Here is a 17072-nt window from a genome sequence, read left to right as displayed (position 1 = left end):
CGGTTGGATTCGTCATCCAAAATCCGCCGTTTTCCGCACTGCATCATGAATTCAATTCTACTAAAATGTTCAAAAGATGTCAACCTGTTTCTGATTTTTCTATGAAATTTGCACAATTCTTCCAATAAAAATCAATTTTGCGTCCGTACTATCTGAAAATTTTGTGGAAAATTTCTTTTTCCTCAAAAAGAAAAAGAGGCGTTCACAGCCAGCAGAAACATTTCTTTCCTGCGGACCGTGACAGCCTTTTTGCCGTCTTTCTTTTTCTTATTTCCAGACCGTATCGTAGTTGATCGGTTTATAGAATGCTTTTTCCCGGCTCTCATGATCATCCGGACGGTTGCCGAGAAGCCACATGGTTTTAGTTGCGACTGCCTCCGGGGTCATATCGTATGACTCGAGAATGTTGCACAGGGTTTTCATCTCATGGCCGACTTCATAGACGGTCATATCGCTTCCCTCGTGAGAAACCTGGGTACACATGATGATGAGTTTTTCCGGGTACTTCTGGCAGAGCTCGTAAAACGGCTCCTTGATGCTCGCCGGAATACCGCCGACACCGAAGCTCTCCACAATGATCGCATCGTAGTGCTCAAAAATCGCCGGAAGCAATACCGGGCTGATTCCCGGGATCAGTTTCAAGAGAAAAACGTTATCGCTTAAGTTTTCATAAAAACGAACCGGCTTTTCATACGGCAGCATCGGCAGATACCGAAGAATCCGGCGGTCCTGTATTACCGCAAGGTACGGGAAATCGATGCTGGAAAAGGCATTGTAGCTCTTCGTCCGCACCTTCTTCGCGCGCGTTCCCGCGATGACTTTTCCGTCGAACACAATCTGCACACCCTGGGATGCATCATCACAGGCGTAATAAAAGCTGTCGGACAGGTTTGTCTTTGCATCCGTGATATCCAAATTGATCGGCCGCTGTGCTCCGGTGATGACGATCGGCTTTTCCGAATTCTGAATCATATAGGAAAGCGCCGCCGCGGTGTACGCCATCGTATCAGTTCCGTGCGCGATGACGAAACCGTCGTAATCCTCGTAATGCTCCTTCGCCACTTTCACCAGCGTGCTCCAGTTCTCCGGAACCACATTCGAGCTGTCCAGATTAAACGGATGCACCGCCGTAATCTCACAGAGGCCTTCCACCTCCGGAATATAAGACAATAACTCCTCCGGCGTAATCTGCGGAGTCAAACCATTTTCCGTCTTCTTCGAAGCGATTGTGCCGCCGGTTGCGATAAATAAAATCTTTTTCAATGTAAATCACTCCTGTTTTCTCGTTTGGTAAGAAGTTTTCTTTATCTTAGCAGACTTTTTCGGCGGTGTAAATGATGAATTTGGAAATCAGGAAACCAATTCTTTCCACCGTTTTATTCATTCACAGACATTTTTTTCAGAATTTCCGTATTCATTTCATCGTAAGAATTCCAATATTCCTTTCGAATTGAAATTCCCGTATAATTGAAAAGTTCTTTGATCATCGCCATGATTTTTTCGCTGCTGAACCCTGTCAATGCCACAATTGTTTCTTCTGTAACAGAAACAATTTCATGCGCCGCAAGATTACGTATATTTTCTTCCACGCTTCTTACATTTGCAATCAATTCTTTTAAATGAGCATCTTCCGATAAACCATCAAGCAGGATTTTTAAATGAATGGAATAAATATCCCCTCCCAAAAATTCTTTATTCTTCTCCGCATAATATTCTTTAAAAACTTCTTCTGCTCTTGTTCCCTCCAATTTTCGTTTTGACCACCATCTACGCTCTTTTCCATCTTCTCTTTTCTTATTGCAATAATCATTAATATCAATTTTGCACTGTTTTTTCAAAATAATTTCAAACAAGTCCACTATTAATGGTGTAATGGAACGCACGAAATCAACATATTCTTCTTTTTTTAAACGCAGTTCCATGTTAAGTGCATATTCAAAATATTTCCTCTGTGACGATGAACGGACCGGCAGACACTGAATCTTCGTTTTTTCAATCATTTTGTCTACACTCTTAAAATCCAGCAAAACTCTTGCATAAGCTAACTTTAGAAGATCCTTGTACTCTGTCGTCATTTCATCCGGCAATGTCTCTGCAATATCAAACGCAGCACTGTAATTATAAGCCAGCACATGCTTCTTTATAATCTCTTCTTTTTTTATATTTGCCAGCGTCGGGCATTGCACCTCTTTGCAGCGGTTCTCATAATTTTCTGCATTATCCTCATTTAATTCCCACAATGTAACCACATCATAATCTTTATGAACATGTTCGTTGATCCTTTTCTCTGGAGTTGCCACCTGTATCAGTTTCGCAGGGAATTCACCAATTGTCTGCAAAACCGCGAGTCCGCTTTTCATCGCCGGTGTGCCCGATGATATATTCAGCAGCAGCGTATCTGTCTCATCCATCGTTTGATACACTCTGCTTATAATATCGCGAAAATCCTGATAAAAATAATCGAATTCATGAACCTTTGTCAGTTCCCTCCTTTCGATTACCTCATATTCCACTTTTCGATTCTGCATCTGTGCCAACCGATCCAGACAGTAACGATATCGATTGTCCTTTTCTTGGTTGTCCAGCATCTCCTTTGACATATATAAAATGACTTTCTGCGGCTGATACACTCTGCAGATATGCAGCATAGATCCATCATGAATATTAGTAGATGAGATCGGATCTGTTCCTCCAACTGGTGTAAATAAAATAGTTTGATTCATTCTTCCCCTCCGTCAAATAATGATTACTTCTTCGTTTTTGATCTCCTGATTAATTCCAAACAAATTAACCTCTCCAGCCCCTCTGATTTTGTATATTCGAACACTATCCGTTGTCTTATCAATTAATTTCGGGATTTCTGCTAATAATTTTCGATACAAACTCTCCGATACCATTGCCTCAAATGCTGATTTCTGGACACGGAAGCCATATCCATTCATTTTCTTTGCAAAATCTGTCCGGCACTTGTTATTCACAATATCATAAATCACAAGAATGTAAACCTTTTTCTCCGTCTTTATTTCTTCTGTATTCCAAAAATAATTTTCCATCCAAACAGCGCCTTTCTTTTTATCGAATCAAGATCGGAGAATATTCTTCTACATTTTCTGTCTCGATTGCTTTTACAAACTGGTTAATCTGCATATTTAATGCCTGCCGGAAACTGACGCTGTACTCCACATAGGAAAGATACTTATTCTGGGTTCTGAATTTGGTTTCCAGCTTCTGGATATATTTTTTGAACCCTTCTTTTTCCAGAAATACTCCTGGCTGATCTATTCCACTGTAAAAATTTTCTGTCGTCAATTCATGTCCATTCAGCATACTGAGCGCAGTTGTATCAATTAATACGGCTCTCCACTCTTCCATCAGGTCACTCGCCAGTGTTGGGTGTTTTTCTCTGTCTTTGTGCATTACGCCAAAATACGGATTTAGTCCTTTTCCTTCGATTTTTCCATAAATTTCATTCAGAATAATGGAATATCCGAGGCTGATCATAGAGTTGAACGGATCCATCGGCGGACGTCGGGACCTTCCTTCAAATGCAAATTCCGGTTCGATAAGCTGTCCTAATACCTGAAAATATTTTCTGGCAGCAGTTCCCTCATACCCCATAAGCTGTTCAATACTTCCTGCATTCTGTACTTTTTTGCACATATACTGCATTTCATCAACTGCCCGCCCAACATCTGCGTGGCTTGACCTCGCATATCTTCTTAAAATTACAACCTGATTTCGGATTTTGGCATCAATAATCTTTTTTGAAAAAGCAAGCTTAAACTTTTCATTTTTTCCAAGATCCGCCTGTTTTCTCTGCCTTTGTACATTGACATGTGTCGTTGAAATCAGGCGGCCGTAATAGGCTCCATAGGTAGAGTAAAAGATGATATTTACTCCACGTTTCAAACATTCCGCCAAGCATTGCGTTGTCACCTGAACATTACCAAAAACTTCTATCACTTCCAATGTCTCCGCTGGAATACTCCTTAGCATTCCATCCTTGTACTTCACCTGAAATCGATTCTCAGCGACTCCGATGCTAGCTCCTTGTTCACAAACATATAGGTAGCTCATGCACTTCCCTCCCTTTGCATTTTTCACTCTATCCCACTCCATACTGTTTTCTGCCCCTAGCGGGGTATCTACTTTTCTACCTCATTCACCAAAACCAATGGCGAGGCAGGCAGCAAAAGCCTATGGGAAATTCTCGTCCCCTATCGGAGCATCTTCTTTTTTTATACGTAATGAAAGCACTTGGTGATAAGTTCGTAGAACCGTTTTCGTCCCCTATCGGGGAATCTACTTTCTCTACGAAGAAAAGGTGATGATTTGCTTTGTAATGGTAACAAGTTTTCGTCCCCTATCGGGGAATCTACTTTCTCTACAGTATTCACAGAAAGGAAAGCGATTTTATGATGATTGTTTTCGTCCCCTATCGGGGAATCTACTTTCTCTACTGAGCGCAAGCAAAACGTCAATCTTGATCGGCGACCTCGTTTTCGTCCCCTATCGGGGAATCTACTTTCTCTACAGCAATTACAAGGATTTATATCGTTTTTTGACGTCGAGTTTTCGTCCCCTATCGGGGAATCTACTTTCTCTACAAAGCAAAAAAAATTAAAAGTCTGGAAGGAATCCGTTTTCGTCCCCTATCGGGGAATCTACTTTCTCTACGAAATACAAGATTAAGCTTTACATCGGTGGTCATTTGTTTTCGTCCCCTATCGGGGAATCTACTTTCTCTACCAGAAATGAATTACAATACGATAATTTTAAAACGTTTTCGTCCCCTATCGGGGAATCTACTTTCTCTACGATGGTGTCTTGAAATGTATCACAGACGTTTATTACCGTTTTCGTCCCCTATCGGGGAATCTACTTTCTCTACTGATAACAAAGTGGTTTTAAAAGGGAAAGTCTTGTTTTCGTCCCCTATCGGGGAATCTACTTTCTCTACAAATCCGGAATGCAGAAATACTGTTCTCCAAAATGCAGTTTTCGTCCCCTATCGGGGAATCTACTTTCTCTACAAGAGAGCCAACGAAGCAGCAGAAAGAAAACAAATTGTTTTCGTCCCCTATCGGGGAATCTACTTTCTCTACTGCAAAAGAAATTTCTAAAATAACTGGTTATGCAGTTTTCGTCCCCTATCGGGGAATCTACTTTCTCTACTTATCGAAATCCTGTTAGCAGAAAACATCACCGAATGTTTTCGTCCCCTATCGGGGAATCTACTTTCTCTACTGGAATAGTCCAGATAAGACAACGATCAAAGCAACGCGTTTTCGTCCCCTATCGGGGAATCTACTTTCTCTACCCTGCCTCTAGAACCCCTCTGTTTATCAGGGTTCCGGAGTTGTTTTGCGGGGCAAAATTTAAAAATTGTTTTTCTTTTTCTATTTCTTATGCTTGCGCCGCTTTTTCCCTTATTTTATGCAGTGCGGCGCAAAATTCTTTTTACTGCCGGGAAAACTCTATTCTTCCCATTCCCATATCATATAATTTTCCTTGATATTTCGTGCATTTGCATACATGCGGTGCAACTCCAAGGCCTACGTCCTTTGCATGTTTATGCTGTGCATACACTTTAGGATGCAAAGTATTTCGATTTATCTGATCAATCACGCGTACTGCTTTTCTGCCAAACATTGGATATAAAACCGTTTTTGTTGGAAATCCGCAGCCGCCGCCAAGCCAGACAATTCCTTTTTCTTTTGTTCCGCGATGAAACCGCATATAGAAATTATCATAGCATGTTTTCTGAAATTGATCCAGTGCAGATTCTATTTTTTCTATTGAATATGGGCATAACGTTCTATCGATGGTAAGGCTGAATCTAATCTCTGTCCCTGGTTTCAATGTTTCTCTCAAAATCGGTAGTGGTTTTTCTTCACCATTCAAAGTTACGTCTATCTTTTGACTCAAAGTTAACTGTTCTAAATCAATTGGCTCACTATCTCCTACAAGTAGACCTGCCATGTGATCATTCACAGCACTATTCAGCCGTTGCTCCCGGCCTAGCGTGTAAAATGCCTGCTGCTCCAATTTCTGTGTTTCTTTCATCAAACACGCACGATCTGGTATTCTTTTCGCACGTTCCTGCGACTTTTCACTAATCTCCAAAGCAATTCTCTTATATTTTTCTGGATTATTTTCTATTTCCGATGCAAGTAATGCTGTCCGAAGCATTCCCTTTATACTACTTCCCGGCACATACGGCATTCCATACCCATCTCTACAAAATCCATCAATATCACTGCTTTTTTTCCTGGGTCCTAATTGCAAGAATGCTTCCCCAGCATCCATTTCGTATCGTTTCCATTCCCGCCATTCTTTTTCACTGATTCCATGGCTTCCCAGCCATTGCGCCAACGACGGACCTCTGTCGCCGCTGCTCATAAGATAGCTTGTAAATTCCCGTTCCAGTCCTTTTTTCCGCAGTGCAGTATACATTTTTTCAATATCAGGAATTACGACTCGATGATTTCGCGGCGCATAAATATATGCATTCTTTTTTATTTTTTCTCCAGACCCAACATAAATAGGCGATAAAGCATATATTTTTCCCTCATAGTGTTCTAAATAATCTTTCATCCCTATATCCTCATAAATAACGGCTTGGCATACCGATAAACTGAATGGTTTCCTCCGTCTGAGACATCGTAAATATCTCCCTCGAACTTCTTTTCAAAACAGGAACCCGCCTGAAAAACATAGAGATCCTTTTTTCGCCTCCACTCCGGAGCATATTCCGGTGATGCTACAAATCCCGAACGTTTTTCCAACTGATAACTGGCCCCTGAGAGTGCCTCTTCAAGTTCTTCATCCCTTGGAAGTGCTGGCGAAAGCAGCATATATCTACCCGCCTTTTTTTCCAATTGCTTCATAAATTGTTCTGGAACTTTTTTCGGAATGCAGTTAAACTTTCCAAGTCCCGAAAACTTCTTTCCTCCAATTCCTGTATAAGACAAAGATTCCAACAATTCTTCCAATAACTGTTTATCCTCTTCCTGCTCCCATGCTGTCAGAATATACAAACCGCTTTTTTCTCCAAAATAGAAAACACCCACTCGATAGGGCAGTGTATCCTCTTTTTCTCTTCTTACCGCTGCCTGTGTTTCCTGCTGAAATTTTCCGAAATCTTTCATGTCAATTTCTGTCGGATCTAAAGTTCCCTCCAGGAAATCGTCCATCTTATCAATCGGCAGGAATTTTAATTTTTTGTATGCTTTTTTCTGCTCCGAAACGCCTTTTTTCACCGGTTCTACATACACCATTGGCTTTGGCACAAAATACTGCTGTCCCATATAGGGAAATGCATCTGAAAACAATAATCTTCCGCTTCTTACTGCATCCAGAAACTCTTCTTCCATCTGCATTTTTAATGCTTCGATATAAAGTGCCGAAAATAGCTGGTCTGCCTGAAACGTATTCGCTGTTTCATTCAGCATTCCTATTCCAAAATGAACACCGGTTAAAAATTCAAATTTGTAAATCGAATAATTCATCGCTGCTCCTTTATCCTTCTAAAACTTCCCGGCACTGATCCATTGTTTCATCTGAAACATCTCCAATCAGTATATCCAGATCAAGATCTGTGATTTTTACTCGTCCGTATCCTCTTGAACCGCTTCCTCCCAGATAATCAATCTGCATCAAAGTAAATCCATCTTTCAGGATCTTGAAATCTTTGATCATAGTTTCTTCATCTGATACTTCATAGATCAGCTCCATTGGAAATTTTGCTCCGCGCACAACACGTTCAATCTGACGCGGATTTGCAACTGCTGTTGTTCTCTTAATGCTGTTCTCGAATTTAACTTCTGTATAACTTGTCAGTCCTGCATTTTTCAGCTCGTCTGTATTTTCCAGAAACATATCGGAAAATAAAATACGGCTTACTTTTCCCTTTTTGGCACTTCCAAACAGGTTGGTCAGGCACTCTGCATCATCATCTGGTGTTTCTGCAATCCAGTCCTCATTATATCTCTTTGCAAGCAGCGCCCGCATTTTTCCTTTCAAGCTGCTGCCTGGGATCATCGGTCTTCCCGTTCTGCTGTCTTTTACAACAGGAGAATCAACTGCACCAATTGCAGAAAAAGCACCGGAACCTCCGATATGTAAGCCTGTAACTGTTTCTATCGTTCCACTGATCATAACTTTTGCAAACATAGTTTTCTCCCCCTATTCATCTTTCTGTCCGTAAAATTTTCTGTATGCTACCAAAGCTTCCATATACCGGCTAAATAGTAAAAACTGTTTTCTGCTTCCTTTTATATCATCCAAACAATCCAAAAGTTCTGCCCCAACGACAAAATTTTTTACGGAAGGTTCTCTTCCCGCTTCATAAACAACTCGAACTTTTAAGTAATTGATTCTTCCAATTACTTCCTGTGATAAACGCTCATCTGTGGAATTAATCACATCATTATAAATTTCTGCTGTCATTGCAAGCAGATTTCGAATTTTAGATGTTGTCACCAGTCCTATTCGACTTTTCTTTTGTTCTATTTCCTGAATCAATTTCTTAATAACATTTTCCGCCGTTTTCACATAATTTTCTTCTGTTAATTTCATTTCTGTTCCTCCTTGTCCCGTTTCAGATAGACGTAAAGATAAATTGCCGTAATCAACTCTCTTTTCTCTCTTGCATCATTTCCCCACTCGTACATTTTTCTCGAAAAAATCTGATACGCCTCTTTTTCTTCCCTGCTGCTGTCCTTATCCGGCTCCATTCTGGAAAGCAGATAAGCATATCTTGCAATATTAATATGCTCTTCACTGTTTCGCAGCAATTCTGTCAGATGATACAGAAAAGACATTCCTCTCTCTTCCGTCTGTTCAAAATACCATTTTAGTGTTTTTACTTTTTCTTCTACTACCTTCTTCTGGAATTCATCCCACGGATATACGTGGCTTTCATCCAGCACGGTGATGGCATTTTTCCCATCGTTTTGTTTGGATGCATCCTCCAGACGTTCTACTTCCTTTGCCATAACATTTAATGGATATTTTTCCGGGTAAACACCAATTCCGCCGGATATTGTCAAAGTTCCCTGTGCGAAACGGGCCAATGCATTTTTCAATTTCTGGAAAGCTGCAATCACTTCATTCCATGCCCCCACAAGAAATACATCATCACCTCCGGAATATACAATGGCAGCGTTTCGTTTTCCTTTTCCAGCAAAAATCCCCGCTTCGCCTTCTCTCAGCAGACTGTTTATGTAGCATTTGAAAAACAAGGACAATTGTCTTGACAAGGTTGCCGTTCTTGACAGCGTAACATATTTGTGGCTTCCATCTGGCCGTTGAAATCCATAGACAAATGTGGTTCCAAGGTTATCAACATCTGCACGTAAAACACCGATTCGCTCAATTCCTTCTGCTTTCTGTGCAAATCCTTCAAAGGTATCTTCTGTTGCATAATCTCCTACCCACAATTTTGTTGCTACCTGATTTCCTGTATAAAAATCATTTTTGGTATAACTTCGAACATATCCATCCTGCTGCATTCTTTTTAATAAGCTTTCCTTTGTATCTGCCACAAGATATTTTTCTCCTGGAAGAGGAAGCGCATTTTTTTCTTTTCCTATTACCACGGTAAAATAAGGGTCGTGCAAAATATTCCCTGACATTTTTTCCAATGCATTACACATTCCGCATTTATCATCTGTCAATTCTGCCATTCTTCGACACACCTTGCATTCCCGCTCTCCACTGTGTCGTTTTTTGTTTAAGGATCGTATCATATCCGCATCATAACGATGGGATTTTTTTCCTGCAATCATTTTCGATATTTTCAGATATAATCCCGAATAACTGCCTTCTGGTTCATCTCTTAATTCATTTGCACTGACTGGCGCATATCCGCTTGCCACATAAAGTGCTGTATCAAACTGCCGCATCATCCAGGCATTTAATTCTTTTTCATAGTCTGCTATCTCATTTTTTACATGTTCTGTATTCGGTAAAAGCATGTAGCAATGACCACCACCTGTATAGATCAAATTTGCTCTGGAAAGCGCCAGTTTTTCCAGTAATTCATCTACTACATGTTCCATCATGATTTCAAGATAAAAACTTCTCGCCCGGAGTCCTTTTAATACTCCGCTCTCTCCTACGGTATAAATAAAATTCTGAATGCCGGAAATATCCATGGAATACAGGAGAAACATCTTTTCTTCATACGACTGTTTTGCATTTTCAAACAGAAGTTTTTTATAATTTCTTTCCTGTTTTTCTTCCAGATACTGTTCTGTACACGCTGCGATCGCTGCTGTCATTTTTATATGATCATACAGAGAGATATCTGTCAGCTCTTTTTTCGAAGTAGATGACGGAATATAACTAAGATTTGCTTCCAATACGGATAAAAGCGAATTCAGATATTTTTCATCCAGTTCTATTCCTCTCAGGCATTCTGTAATATTCTGTATTACTGTTTTATAAAAATGTTCATCCATAGAAACTGGCTGATCCGTCGGATAGTTGATTCCTGCATGTGGATCTAATACCTGCATGGCATAATGCTTTTTCTCATGATTTCCATTCAAAATATTAAAAACACTGTCCAACGGCACAGTTTTATCAAATCCGCCTTCGCCCTCTTCTGCTTCTCTCCGATCCGTAAAGGCCGCAATATTGTCAGCATAATAAGTCAAGTAAGAAAGATCGTCATCTGCGACCTGTGCTGTTCTTAAATTTTTTCCATGGTGAAACCGAACGCAATTTAAAATATTCTGATCGAAAATTTTTGCTTCTGTTTTTAAATATTCATATCCGCTCTGACTGTGGTTTCTTCCATCTCCGCTTCGGTAAACCACTTTTCCGATATCATGGAGCAGACTTCCTATCACCAGTTTTATCTGTCGGTCTGTTATCATCGTTCTCTCCTCTCCAGTAATTTTATACATCCCATACCAATCGACGTTTTTATTCCAACACCTGAATATGTACCAAATTCAAATAGCATTTTCGCGAAATTTGCCATGGTCTGTGTTCCATTCATTTTAATTGTAATCTTTCCGATAAACGATGGGATTCTTACGCTTTCAAGAGGAAAATTTACGCTTTTCAAATCGTACTTTACAATCTGCGCATTTTCACACAACTGCTCCAGGGTTTCCTCATCCACCATGATATCTTCCTTTACTGCAGCGTCATATTTTTTCATCAGGCTTTGGAAAATACAGCGCAGATCTGGATAGAAAACGTATCTTCCTTTTTGTTTAAACGCTGTAGGGGTTAAGAAATGGATCTGGAAGTATCTGTCATCACTTACTGCATAGAAATGTTCCAGTAATTCTTTATTTGAAAGTTCTTCATATTTTTTCTGCTGGATGCATACTTCCATATTTCTGTTTTTGATTTTAAATTTCTCCTGGTGCATTAACGTATCCAGGATGATGATTTTAGCCGCTTCCTCATTTAAGGTGCAGATCACCCAATACCAGATTCCATCTCGATATTCTAAATGCTGTGTGTAGGGATGTAACTGTGATAAATGAAGATATTCTGCGTATTCCTCTGGCAGCATTTCTATTAATGCTCCATGGAAAAGAGATGCCATCGGATATGTGATTTCCTGTTCTGCTTTTAATTTTAATTCCAATTTTGCCAGCATATTTTTTCTCTCATTCTTTTTATTGGATTTCTAAAATTGTTTATTATGTCGTTTTTTTGCTTCTGTTTGCTTTTTTATTTGTATTATATAACAATTTCTCTGTATTGCAAATAAGTTTTTATATTTTTAAACCAATAGTTTAAAATTTCTGTCACTTAGTGCAAAAAAGTCAGAAGATATTTATTTCATCTTCTGACTTTCTTATTGATTTCTATATTCCTTTCAATCTACATTCTCAAAAATCTCCGCCAGTGTCATGCTGATATGCGGAAATTCTTTTAACACAATCTTGGTGTCTGCATTATAATGTGCCTCTTCTGCATCATCCTGCAGAATATAACTATATTTCAACTCATATTTCCCATCTTCCAGATAATAAATTTCCACTACCCGCTCTCTTGGCGATATGATCCAGTATTCTGCCACACCAGCGTTCTGATAAATTTCTTTTTTCACTGTCTTATCTCTCAACGCCGTAGCAGGGCTAAGCGTCTCTGCTATAAACTTTGGTACACCGAAATAAGATCCACCTTTTAAGTGTTTTCTGTCACATGCAACCATTACATCTGGGATAACGTAATCATCGTTTATATCCGCATGGTATTTATAATCCAGATTTCCCATAAAGACCAAATTATTTTTTCCTCATAGCCCTTCCGAAACAATGCAGTATATATTTCCATTCCACCTGCTTTTCTTACATCTATATTCCGCACAAGTTGGCTCATGATCCGATGCAATTAACAGGCAAGCACTCGTAAGCACTCCAATCACCGACAGTGTAAGCGTAATTTCCGTGATACTGTCTTTTGTACTTTTCTTCATACTCTATATTTTTTATAAATCCTCTGATATACCATCATAAGCGCCGGTAATCCCACCACCATGGCAAGTATGATCAACGTCAGCGCAGCTGTTCCGTTCCAGAAGCCTGCAAGGGAAGCCGCCCACAGAACCAGCGAATACACGATCCACATCACTCCATTGGCATGATTATACGCCCGGATATCCGAAATCTCATTTTCTTTCACGCTTGAGCCAGACCAGAACCACATGGGTTTCTTTCGGTTCCATGCGTAGATGCCGAATCCTGTAATCAAGGCGCTGCAGGGAATTGTCGTGATAAACCAGATTATATTGTCCATATTCTTTTCCTCCCATACTTAGGTAATCTTCAACACCGCTTACTGATGTCATTATACCATATCATTCCGTCATCTGCACAGAAATTACGATTTTGTAAGTTTTTATATCTGTGATCTCTCCGCCGTAAAATACTGAAACAAACATTTCTCCGGCACGACGTTTTCCAGTACCATTTCGCAGTAAACGCTCTCCGGTGACAGATCGGCAGCCTTGGCGGCGGTGAATACTTTTTCTACGGTTTCATGCTGTGGAAAGCCCATTTCGTAGAGGCACATTCCTTTTCCGGAAAGAATTTCCGGGCCGGAGGGGTCGGTCTGGTAGCAGCCTTTTACGGTTAGATCCGGGCCGCCAAAAACTGTTAATGCCGAAGGACTGATCTTTCATGAGAGCGACCGGCTCAAAGACAATGCGCTGGGGTTCGCGGTTCTGCAGAAATGGTTCGCCGAGATGTCTCCGCGCCTCAGCGACCTGGGTGCAGGTGTAGCGGATGTTTTTTGCCTGCTGCTCGAGCTTTCTCTTCTGCTCTTTTATAATAGAAAGCATCATCCCCATCCGCTGCTCGATTCCGGCGAGGTCGTCCTGTTCCATGATGGTTTTGATCTCCTCGAGGGAAAAGCCATAGTCGCGGAACAGAAGAATCGCCGAAATTTCGTCTATCTGCGAAAGGCTGTAGTACCGGTATCCATTTTCCCCGACCAATGCCGGGCGGAGCAGGCCATGTGTTTCATAGTATTTCAGCGTCCGCGGCGTCACACCGCACAGTTTTACAAATTCGTTTACTTTATAGTATTTTTCTGATGGCATATTCTTTTCTCCCTTCGTGCAGATTTTGCTCTTGACCTGTACGTTACGTATAAGTTTATGCTAGCAGAGTCAACAACAAAAATGAAGGACAAAGTTATGGATTTAACAAAAGGAAAAGTATCTACAGCACTTTTGAAATTCACCATGCCGATCATTCTGATGCAGATTCTGAACCAGGCATACATGGTCGCGGACAGCGTTATCGTCGCGCGGTTCGTCAATGAAACGGCGCTCTCGATCTGGTCATCGGCGAACAATATTCTCTTAATCGGTTACACCATTTTAAGCGGTTTTTCCGGCGCAGGCCATATCGTTGTGGGACGTTTTTACGGCGAACAGCAGTATAACAAAATAAAACCGACCGTCTTTACTCTGGGAATGGCGGGCATGGCGCTCGGTCTTGTTCAGACAGTTATTTATCTTCTGTTCTCCTGCATCTCTGAAAGAATATCTGACCCTCGCCATTCCAACGATTGTCCAGAGCTCCGTGCTCTCGATCGGAACGATGGCGCTTCAGGTCATCGTAAACCGCGCCGGTATTGAGTACATCAACGGATATACCGTGGCAACTACCATTTTCAACCTCCTGCTCCTCCCAATCGTGGCAACCAGTGTCGGATTTGAGACGTTTGCCTCGCAGAACATCGGCATAAAAGAAATGGGCCGCGTGAAAGAAGGCTATTTCTTGTGACCAGAAGCTGACCCCGATCAGAATCAGAACACAGGCGATGCCGTCTGCCGCAGTCAGCAGTAAAAATTTATTCTGGTACAGGATCCGCTGTTTTAACAGTTCTTCCAGCTCCTGCGCATTCACAATCTGCTCTGCGGAATCCAGAAATGCTTTCTCGATCGCCTCCGAGTAGATCTTTAGCACAAGCAGATTCACCAGCAGGAAAAGAAACAGCGTCGCCAGAACCATCGCCGTGTCGGATACAAAAATGCGTCTTCGAACCGTTCCTTTTTTCATCGCTTTCTCCTTTCGTCTGTTTTTCTGTCTCTATCATACTTTGGAAAGATAAACAGAACATCATAGAAATGTTAAACATACGTGAAACGCCCTTTACCGGCTACGCCTTCAGCAGCACCTTCTGCCCGCAGACCGGGATTTCCTCGAGATACTTAAAATACCACTTCTTCCTCCGCGCCGAATACCGCACCACCACCGGAATCCAGCAATTTTCCACTTTCAGATACACATACTGCCCGGAAGCCACTTCCACCTCGCCGTTCTGCTGCTCTACAAATGCACGGTTTTTCTTTATTTTTACAATGCCTTTCGTCATAATGATCATCCTTTCTGAACGGGTTTGAAAAGATACTCTACCTGTATTGTATGCAGAGGGGATAGGAAATTTCCACTTTTCAGGGGCAAAAAAACAGGACACGGGATTCCCCCATTGTCCTGTTCTCCTTTTATCACACACCTGCTTACCCCTCAGCATCGTTCTGCTGCCAAACTTTATCGCTCGAATCAGAACAGCTGCCCCAGCAGTTTCAGCTTTTCCTTTTTGGGGAATGCGGCTTCAAATTTTTCAAAAGCTTCCGGGTTCTTGTCACAGATAAAACTCCAACGCCAGCTGCATGGCCGTTTCATCAGAATCCGCCAGCTTACGAAAAATCACCGCCATATATTTCAATGGTCCGCCCGCCAGATAATCATGATGAAGCTGCGCAAGTTTTGAATCGCGGTATTGTTCCAGCGTCAGCATTTTGCGAAAATTGGCAGAGAATGTTTCTTTCGTCCAATGCTCAAACTGCGCCATGCTGTAATCATGAATCTGTGCAATCGGGGTCTGCAGATAGAAGTGTAATGGGGTCTGGTACCAATGTGCAGCTCCTCGGTGTCCAGAAACGCATCCTTGTGATCGACTCTTCCGGCTTTCCGGATCTGGCCTGTCTGTGCTTTTTTCAGGCAGCCACATTCCCGGCAGCCCGACTCACTGATTATCGTAACACGTAACCTCTCTTTGTGAAACCCCGGAGTCAAAAACAAAAAATCTCAAAACCAGTTGCTCTTGTTCTCCTGGTTTTGAGATTTTTTATGCTGTGTATCTTTTATTTTTCACCCGCCATCGGCTGATGGTCTGCAATTTTCAGAAAAACAAATCCAAGCGCAAAGAAAACCGCCAGACATGCAACCGCTACGTTGATCGTTCCTCCCGCCAGCTTTACAACTGCAATGACTACAGATCCAAGGAAGGAAGCGCCCTTGGCAAAAATATCATAGATGCCAAAATATTCTCCCGAATTCTCCGCCGGAATAATTTTGGAATAATACGACCGCGACAACGACTGAATTGATCCCTGAAAGCATCCCACTCCAAATGCCAGAATCGCAAAGTGCACCAGCGTCCGCAGTGTCAGCGCATAGAGGCAGATGACAAAATAGCCTGCGATACAGATCAGAATCAGGGATACCGTGTCTTTTTTCCGCGACAATTTTGCAAAAAACAGAGATCCTCCAAAAGCGACAACCTGCGTGGCAAGCAGGAAAACAACCTGTCCGACCGTATTCAGATTCAGATCGGTTCCGATGTTGATGCAGTTGTCAATGATAGTTCCAACCCCATCAATATAGAGAAAGAATCCAATCAGAAAGAAAAATACTTTCCGGTCCGAAACTGCGATTTTTTTCAGGGTTCTGAATATTTTTCCAAATGTCTGACCGACGGTAACCGTTCTCATTTCCACGTAATTCTTCTGCCGATACTCCTTCAGCAACGGCAGCGTCACCACCAGCCACCAGAGAGCCGTCACGCAAAAGCCAATCATCTTAGAGACAAAATCCGGCAGCACCCCGACCATATCCGGCCCCAACACGTAAGCAATCAGTGCTACAAGAAACGGAATGCAGGATCCCAGGTATCCCCACGCATAGCCATAGGAGGATACCTCATCCATACGTTCCTCCGTCGTCACGTCATTCAGCATGGAATCGTAAATCGTCAGCGATGCATTATAGCAGACTCTTGTCACAATATAAATGACCAGAAACAGCACCCAGCTCGTCGCAACGCCATTCAGCACACATCCTGTGATGCCAAGACCTGCCGTTGTGGTAAAAAAGATCTTTTTCTTATCCTTACGATCCGCCAGCACACCGCAGACAGGACCGATCAGTGCCACCACCACCGTAACAATTGAAATGGCAATCGAATAATACGCCGTCGCCTGATCCGAACTGATTTTTCCCGGCCCTGTACCGATTGCCAGACTCTTAAACCAGATCGGAATCAGCGAACAGGCAAGCATAATAAATGCCGAATTTCCCACATCATATAAAACCCATGCAAACTCCTGCTCCGTCAGATTTCGAAACACTTTTGTCCGATGAAGAGCACGAAACAGACCACTCATACTCCAATCCCCACTTTCCTTTATTTTGTCATGCAGTATCAGTGTAGCATAGATTTCTTGATATTCAAAGTATTTTTTTGTATGAAAGTAGCCAAAATCATTTGCGAAACGCCAGTTTTCCCATCCTTCCATGATCCGC

At 41.7% G+C, this 17072-nt stretch carries 20 protein-coding genes and 1 CRISPR repeat array; of the genes, 2 read left to right on the top strand and 18 right to left on the bottom strand.

Features of this window, described 5'->3' with window-relative positions:
• Positions 1-267 precede the first annotated feature (267 nt).
• The 14 genes from DWY63_RS00770 to DWY63_RS00710 all read right to left on the bottom strand — a co-directional run bounded on the left by DWY63_RS00770 (position 268) and on the right by DWY63_RS00710 (position 13576).
• Positions 268-1263, bottom strand: a complete 996-nt coding sequence (locus DWY63_RS00770) for an asparaginase (RefSeq protein ID WP_117800804.1) — start codon at positions 1261-1263, stop codon at positions 268-270.
• A 113-nt stretch (positions 1264-1376) separates the two neighbouring features.
• Positions 1377-2723 (bottom strand): type III-A CRISPR-associated CARF protein Csm6, encoded by a 1347-nt coding sequence (gene csm6, locus DWY63_RS00765; RefSeq protein ID WP_117800802.1) that lies wholly within the window; start codon positions 2721-2723, stop codon positions 1377-1379.
• 12 nt (positions 2724-2735) lie between these two features.
• Complete coding sequence (gene cas2 / locus DWY63_RS00760) at positions 2736-3053, bottom strand: CRISPR-associated endonuclease Cas2 (protein ID WP_117800800.1); 318 nt, start codon at positions 3051-3053, stop codon at positions 2736-2738.
• Positions 3054-3072: 19 nt separating this feature from the next.
• Complete coding sequence (gene cas1 / locus DWY63_RS00755; protein ID WP_117800798.1) at positions 3073-4077, bottom strand: CRISPR-associated endonuclease Cas1; 1005 nt, start codon at positions 4075-4077, stop codon at positions 3073-3075.
• A gap of 202 nt (positions 4078-4279) precedes the next feature.
• Positions 4280-5320: a CRISPR direct-repeat array (repeat unit 36 nt; unit sequence GTTTTCGTCCCCTATCGGGGAATCTACTTTCTCTAC).
• Between the two features lie 140 nt (positions 5321-5460).
• Positions 5461-6597 (bottom strand): type III-A CRISPR-associated RAMP protein Csm5, encoded by a 1137-nt coding sequence (gene csm5, locus DWY63_RS00750; protein ID WP_117800796.1) that lies wholly within the window; start codon positions 6595-6597, stop codon positions 5461-5463.
• A 2-nt stretch (positions 6598-6599) separates the two neighbouring features.
• Entirely contained in the window at positions 6600-7511 is a 912-nt protein-coding gene (csm4, locus tag DWY63_RS00745) for a type III-A CRISPR-associated RAMP protein Csm4 (RefSeq protein WP_117800794.1), read from the bottom strand.
• Between the two features lie 10 nt (positions 7512-7521).
• The gene (gene csm3, locus DWY63_RS00740; RefSeq protein ID WP_117800792.1) at positions 7522-8175 is read right to left on the bottom strand and encodes a type III-A CRISPR-associated RAMP protein Csm3; all 654 of its coding nucleotides are present in this window, start codon (positions 8173-8175) and stop codon (positions 7522-7524) included.
• Between the two features lie 12 nt (positions 8176-8187).
• Entirely contained in the window at positions 8188-8580 is a 393-nt protein-coding gene (gene csm2 / locus DWY63_RS00735; RefSeq protein ID WP_117800790.1) for a type III-A CRISPR-associated protein Csm2, read from the bottom strand.
• Positions 8577-10886 (bottom strand): type III-A CRISPR-associated protein Cas10/Csm1, encoded by a 2310-nt coding sequence (gene cas10, locus DWY63_RS00730; RefSeq protein WP_117800788.1) that lies wholly within the window; start codon positions 10884-10886, stop codon positions 8577-8579. Before cas10 ends, csm2 begins: the two co-directional genes overlap by 4 nt.
• Positions 10883-11572 carry a CRISPR-associated endoribonuclease Cas6 gene (cas6, locus tag DWY63_RS00725; RefSeq protein ID WP_243001818.1) on the bottom strand — a complete coding sequence of 230 codons (690 nt, stop codon included), beginning with the start codon at positions 11570-11572 and terminating at the stop codon, positions 10883-10885. Before cas6 ends, cas10 begins: the two co-directional genes overlap by 4 nt.
• A gap of 276 nt (positions 11573-11848) precedes the next feature.
• Positions 11849-12250 carry a Uma2 family endonuclease gene (locus tag DWY63_RS00720; protein WP_117800784.1) on the bottom strand — a complete coding sequence of 134 codons (402 nt, stop codon included), beginning with the start codon at positions 12248-12250 and terminating at the stop codon, positions 11849-11851.
• A gap of 197 nt (positions 12251-12447) precedes the next feature.
• Entirely contained in the window at positions 12448-12771 is a 324-nt protein-coding gene (locus tag DWY63_RS00715; protein ID WP_117800782.1) for a hypothetical protein, read from the bottom strand.
• 102 nt (positions 12772-12873) lie between these two features.
• The gene (locus DWY63_RS17920; protein ID WP_158568300.1) at positions 12874-13032 is read right to left on the bottom strand and encodes a hypothetical protein; all 159 of its coding nucleotides are present in this window, start codon (positions 13030-13032) and stop codon (positions 12874-12876) included.
• The gene (locus tag DWY63_RS00710) at positions 13013-13576 is read right to left on the bottom strand and encodes a MerR family transcriptional regulator (protein WP_117800780.1); all 564 of its coding nucleotides are present in this window, start codon (positions 13574-13576) and stop codon (positions 13013-13015) included. Before DWY63_RS00710 ends, DWY63_RS17920 begins: the two co-directional genes overlap by 20 nt.
• 96 nt (positions 13577-13672) lie before the next feature.
• Between DWY63_RS00710 and DWY63_RS00705 the strand changes: the two genes are divergently transcribed.
• Together DWY63_RS00705 and DWY63_RS19025 are read left to right on the top strand one after the other, a co-directional pair.
• Positions 13673-14119, top strand: a complete 447-nt coding sequence (locus DWY63_RS00705; protein WP_158568299.1) for an MATE family efflux transporter — start codon at positions 13673-13675, stop codon at positions 14117-14119.
• Complete coding sequence (locus tag DWY63_RS19025) at positions 14082-14267, top strand: MATE family efflux transporter (protein WP_117800776.1); 186 nt, start codon at positions 14082-14084, stop codon at positions 14265-14267. Before DWY63_RS00705 ends, DWY63_RS19025 begins: the two co-directional genes overlap by 38 nt.
• 67 nt (positions 14268-14334) lie before the next feature.
• On the opposite strand, the gene DWY63_RS19020 is transcribed toward DWY63_RS19025, so the two are convergent.
• The 4 genes from DWY63_RS19020 to DWY63_RS00680 form a co-directional block, all read right to left on the bottom strand.
• On the bottom strand, positions 14335-14622 hold the full coding sequence (locus DWY63_RS19020; RefSeq protein WP_147343047.1) for a hypothetical protein: 288 nt from the start codon (positions 14620-14622) through the stop codon (positions 14335-14337).
• Between the two features lie 21 nt (positions 14623-14643).
• Positions 14644-14859, bottom strand: coding sequence for a hypothetical protein (locus tag DWY63_RS00695; RefSeq protein ID WP_022462490.1), 216 nt, complete (start codon positions 14857-14859; stop codon positions 14644-14646).
• Between the two features lie 270 nt (positions 14860-15129).
• Complete coding sequence (locus tag DWY63_RS00685) at positions 15130-15339, bottom strand: hypothetical protein (protein WP_243001817.1); 210 nt, start codon at positions 15337-15339, stop codon at positions 15130-15132.
• Between the two features lie 292 nt (positions 15340-15631).
• A complete protein-coding gene (locus DWY63_RS00680) occupies positions 15632-16933 on the bottom strand; it encodes an MFS transporter (RefSeq protein WP_117760423.1) in 1302 nt (433 codons plus the stop codon).
• Positions 16934-17072: the final 139 nt, after the last annotated feature.

The organism is Blautia sp. AF26-2, assembly GCF_003460955.1.
Classification (GTDB): Bacteria; Bacillota; Clostridia; order Lachnospirales; family Lachnospiraceae; genus Fusicatenibacter; species Fusicatenibacter saccharivorans.
Note: the sequence above shows the minus strand (reverse complement) of the source record. Positions and strands in the feature narration are given on the sequence as shown.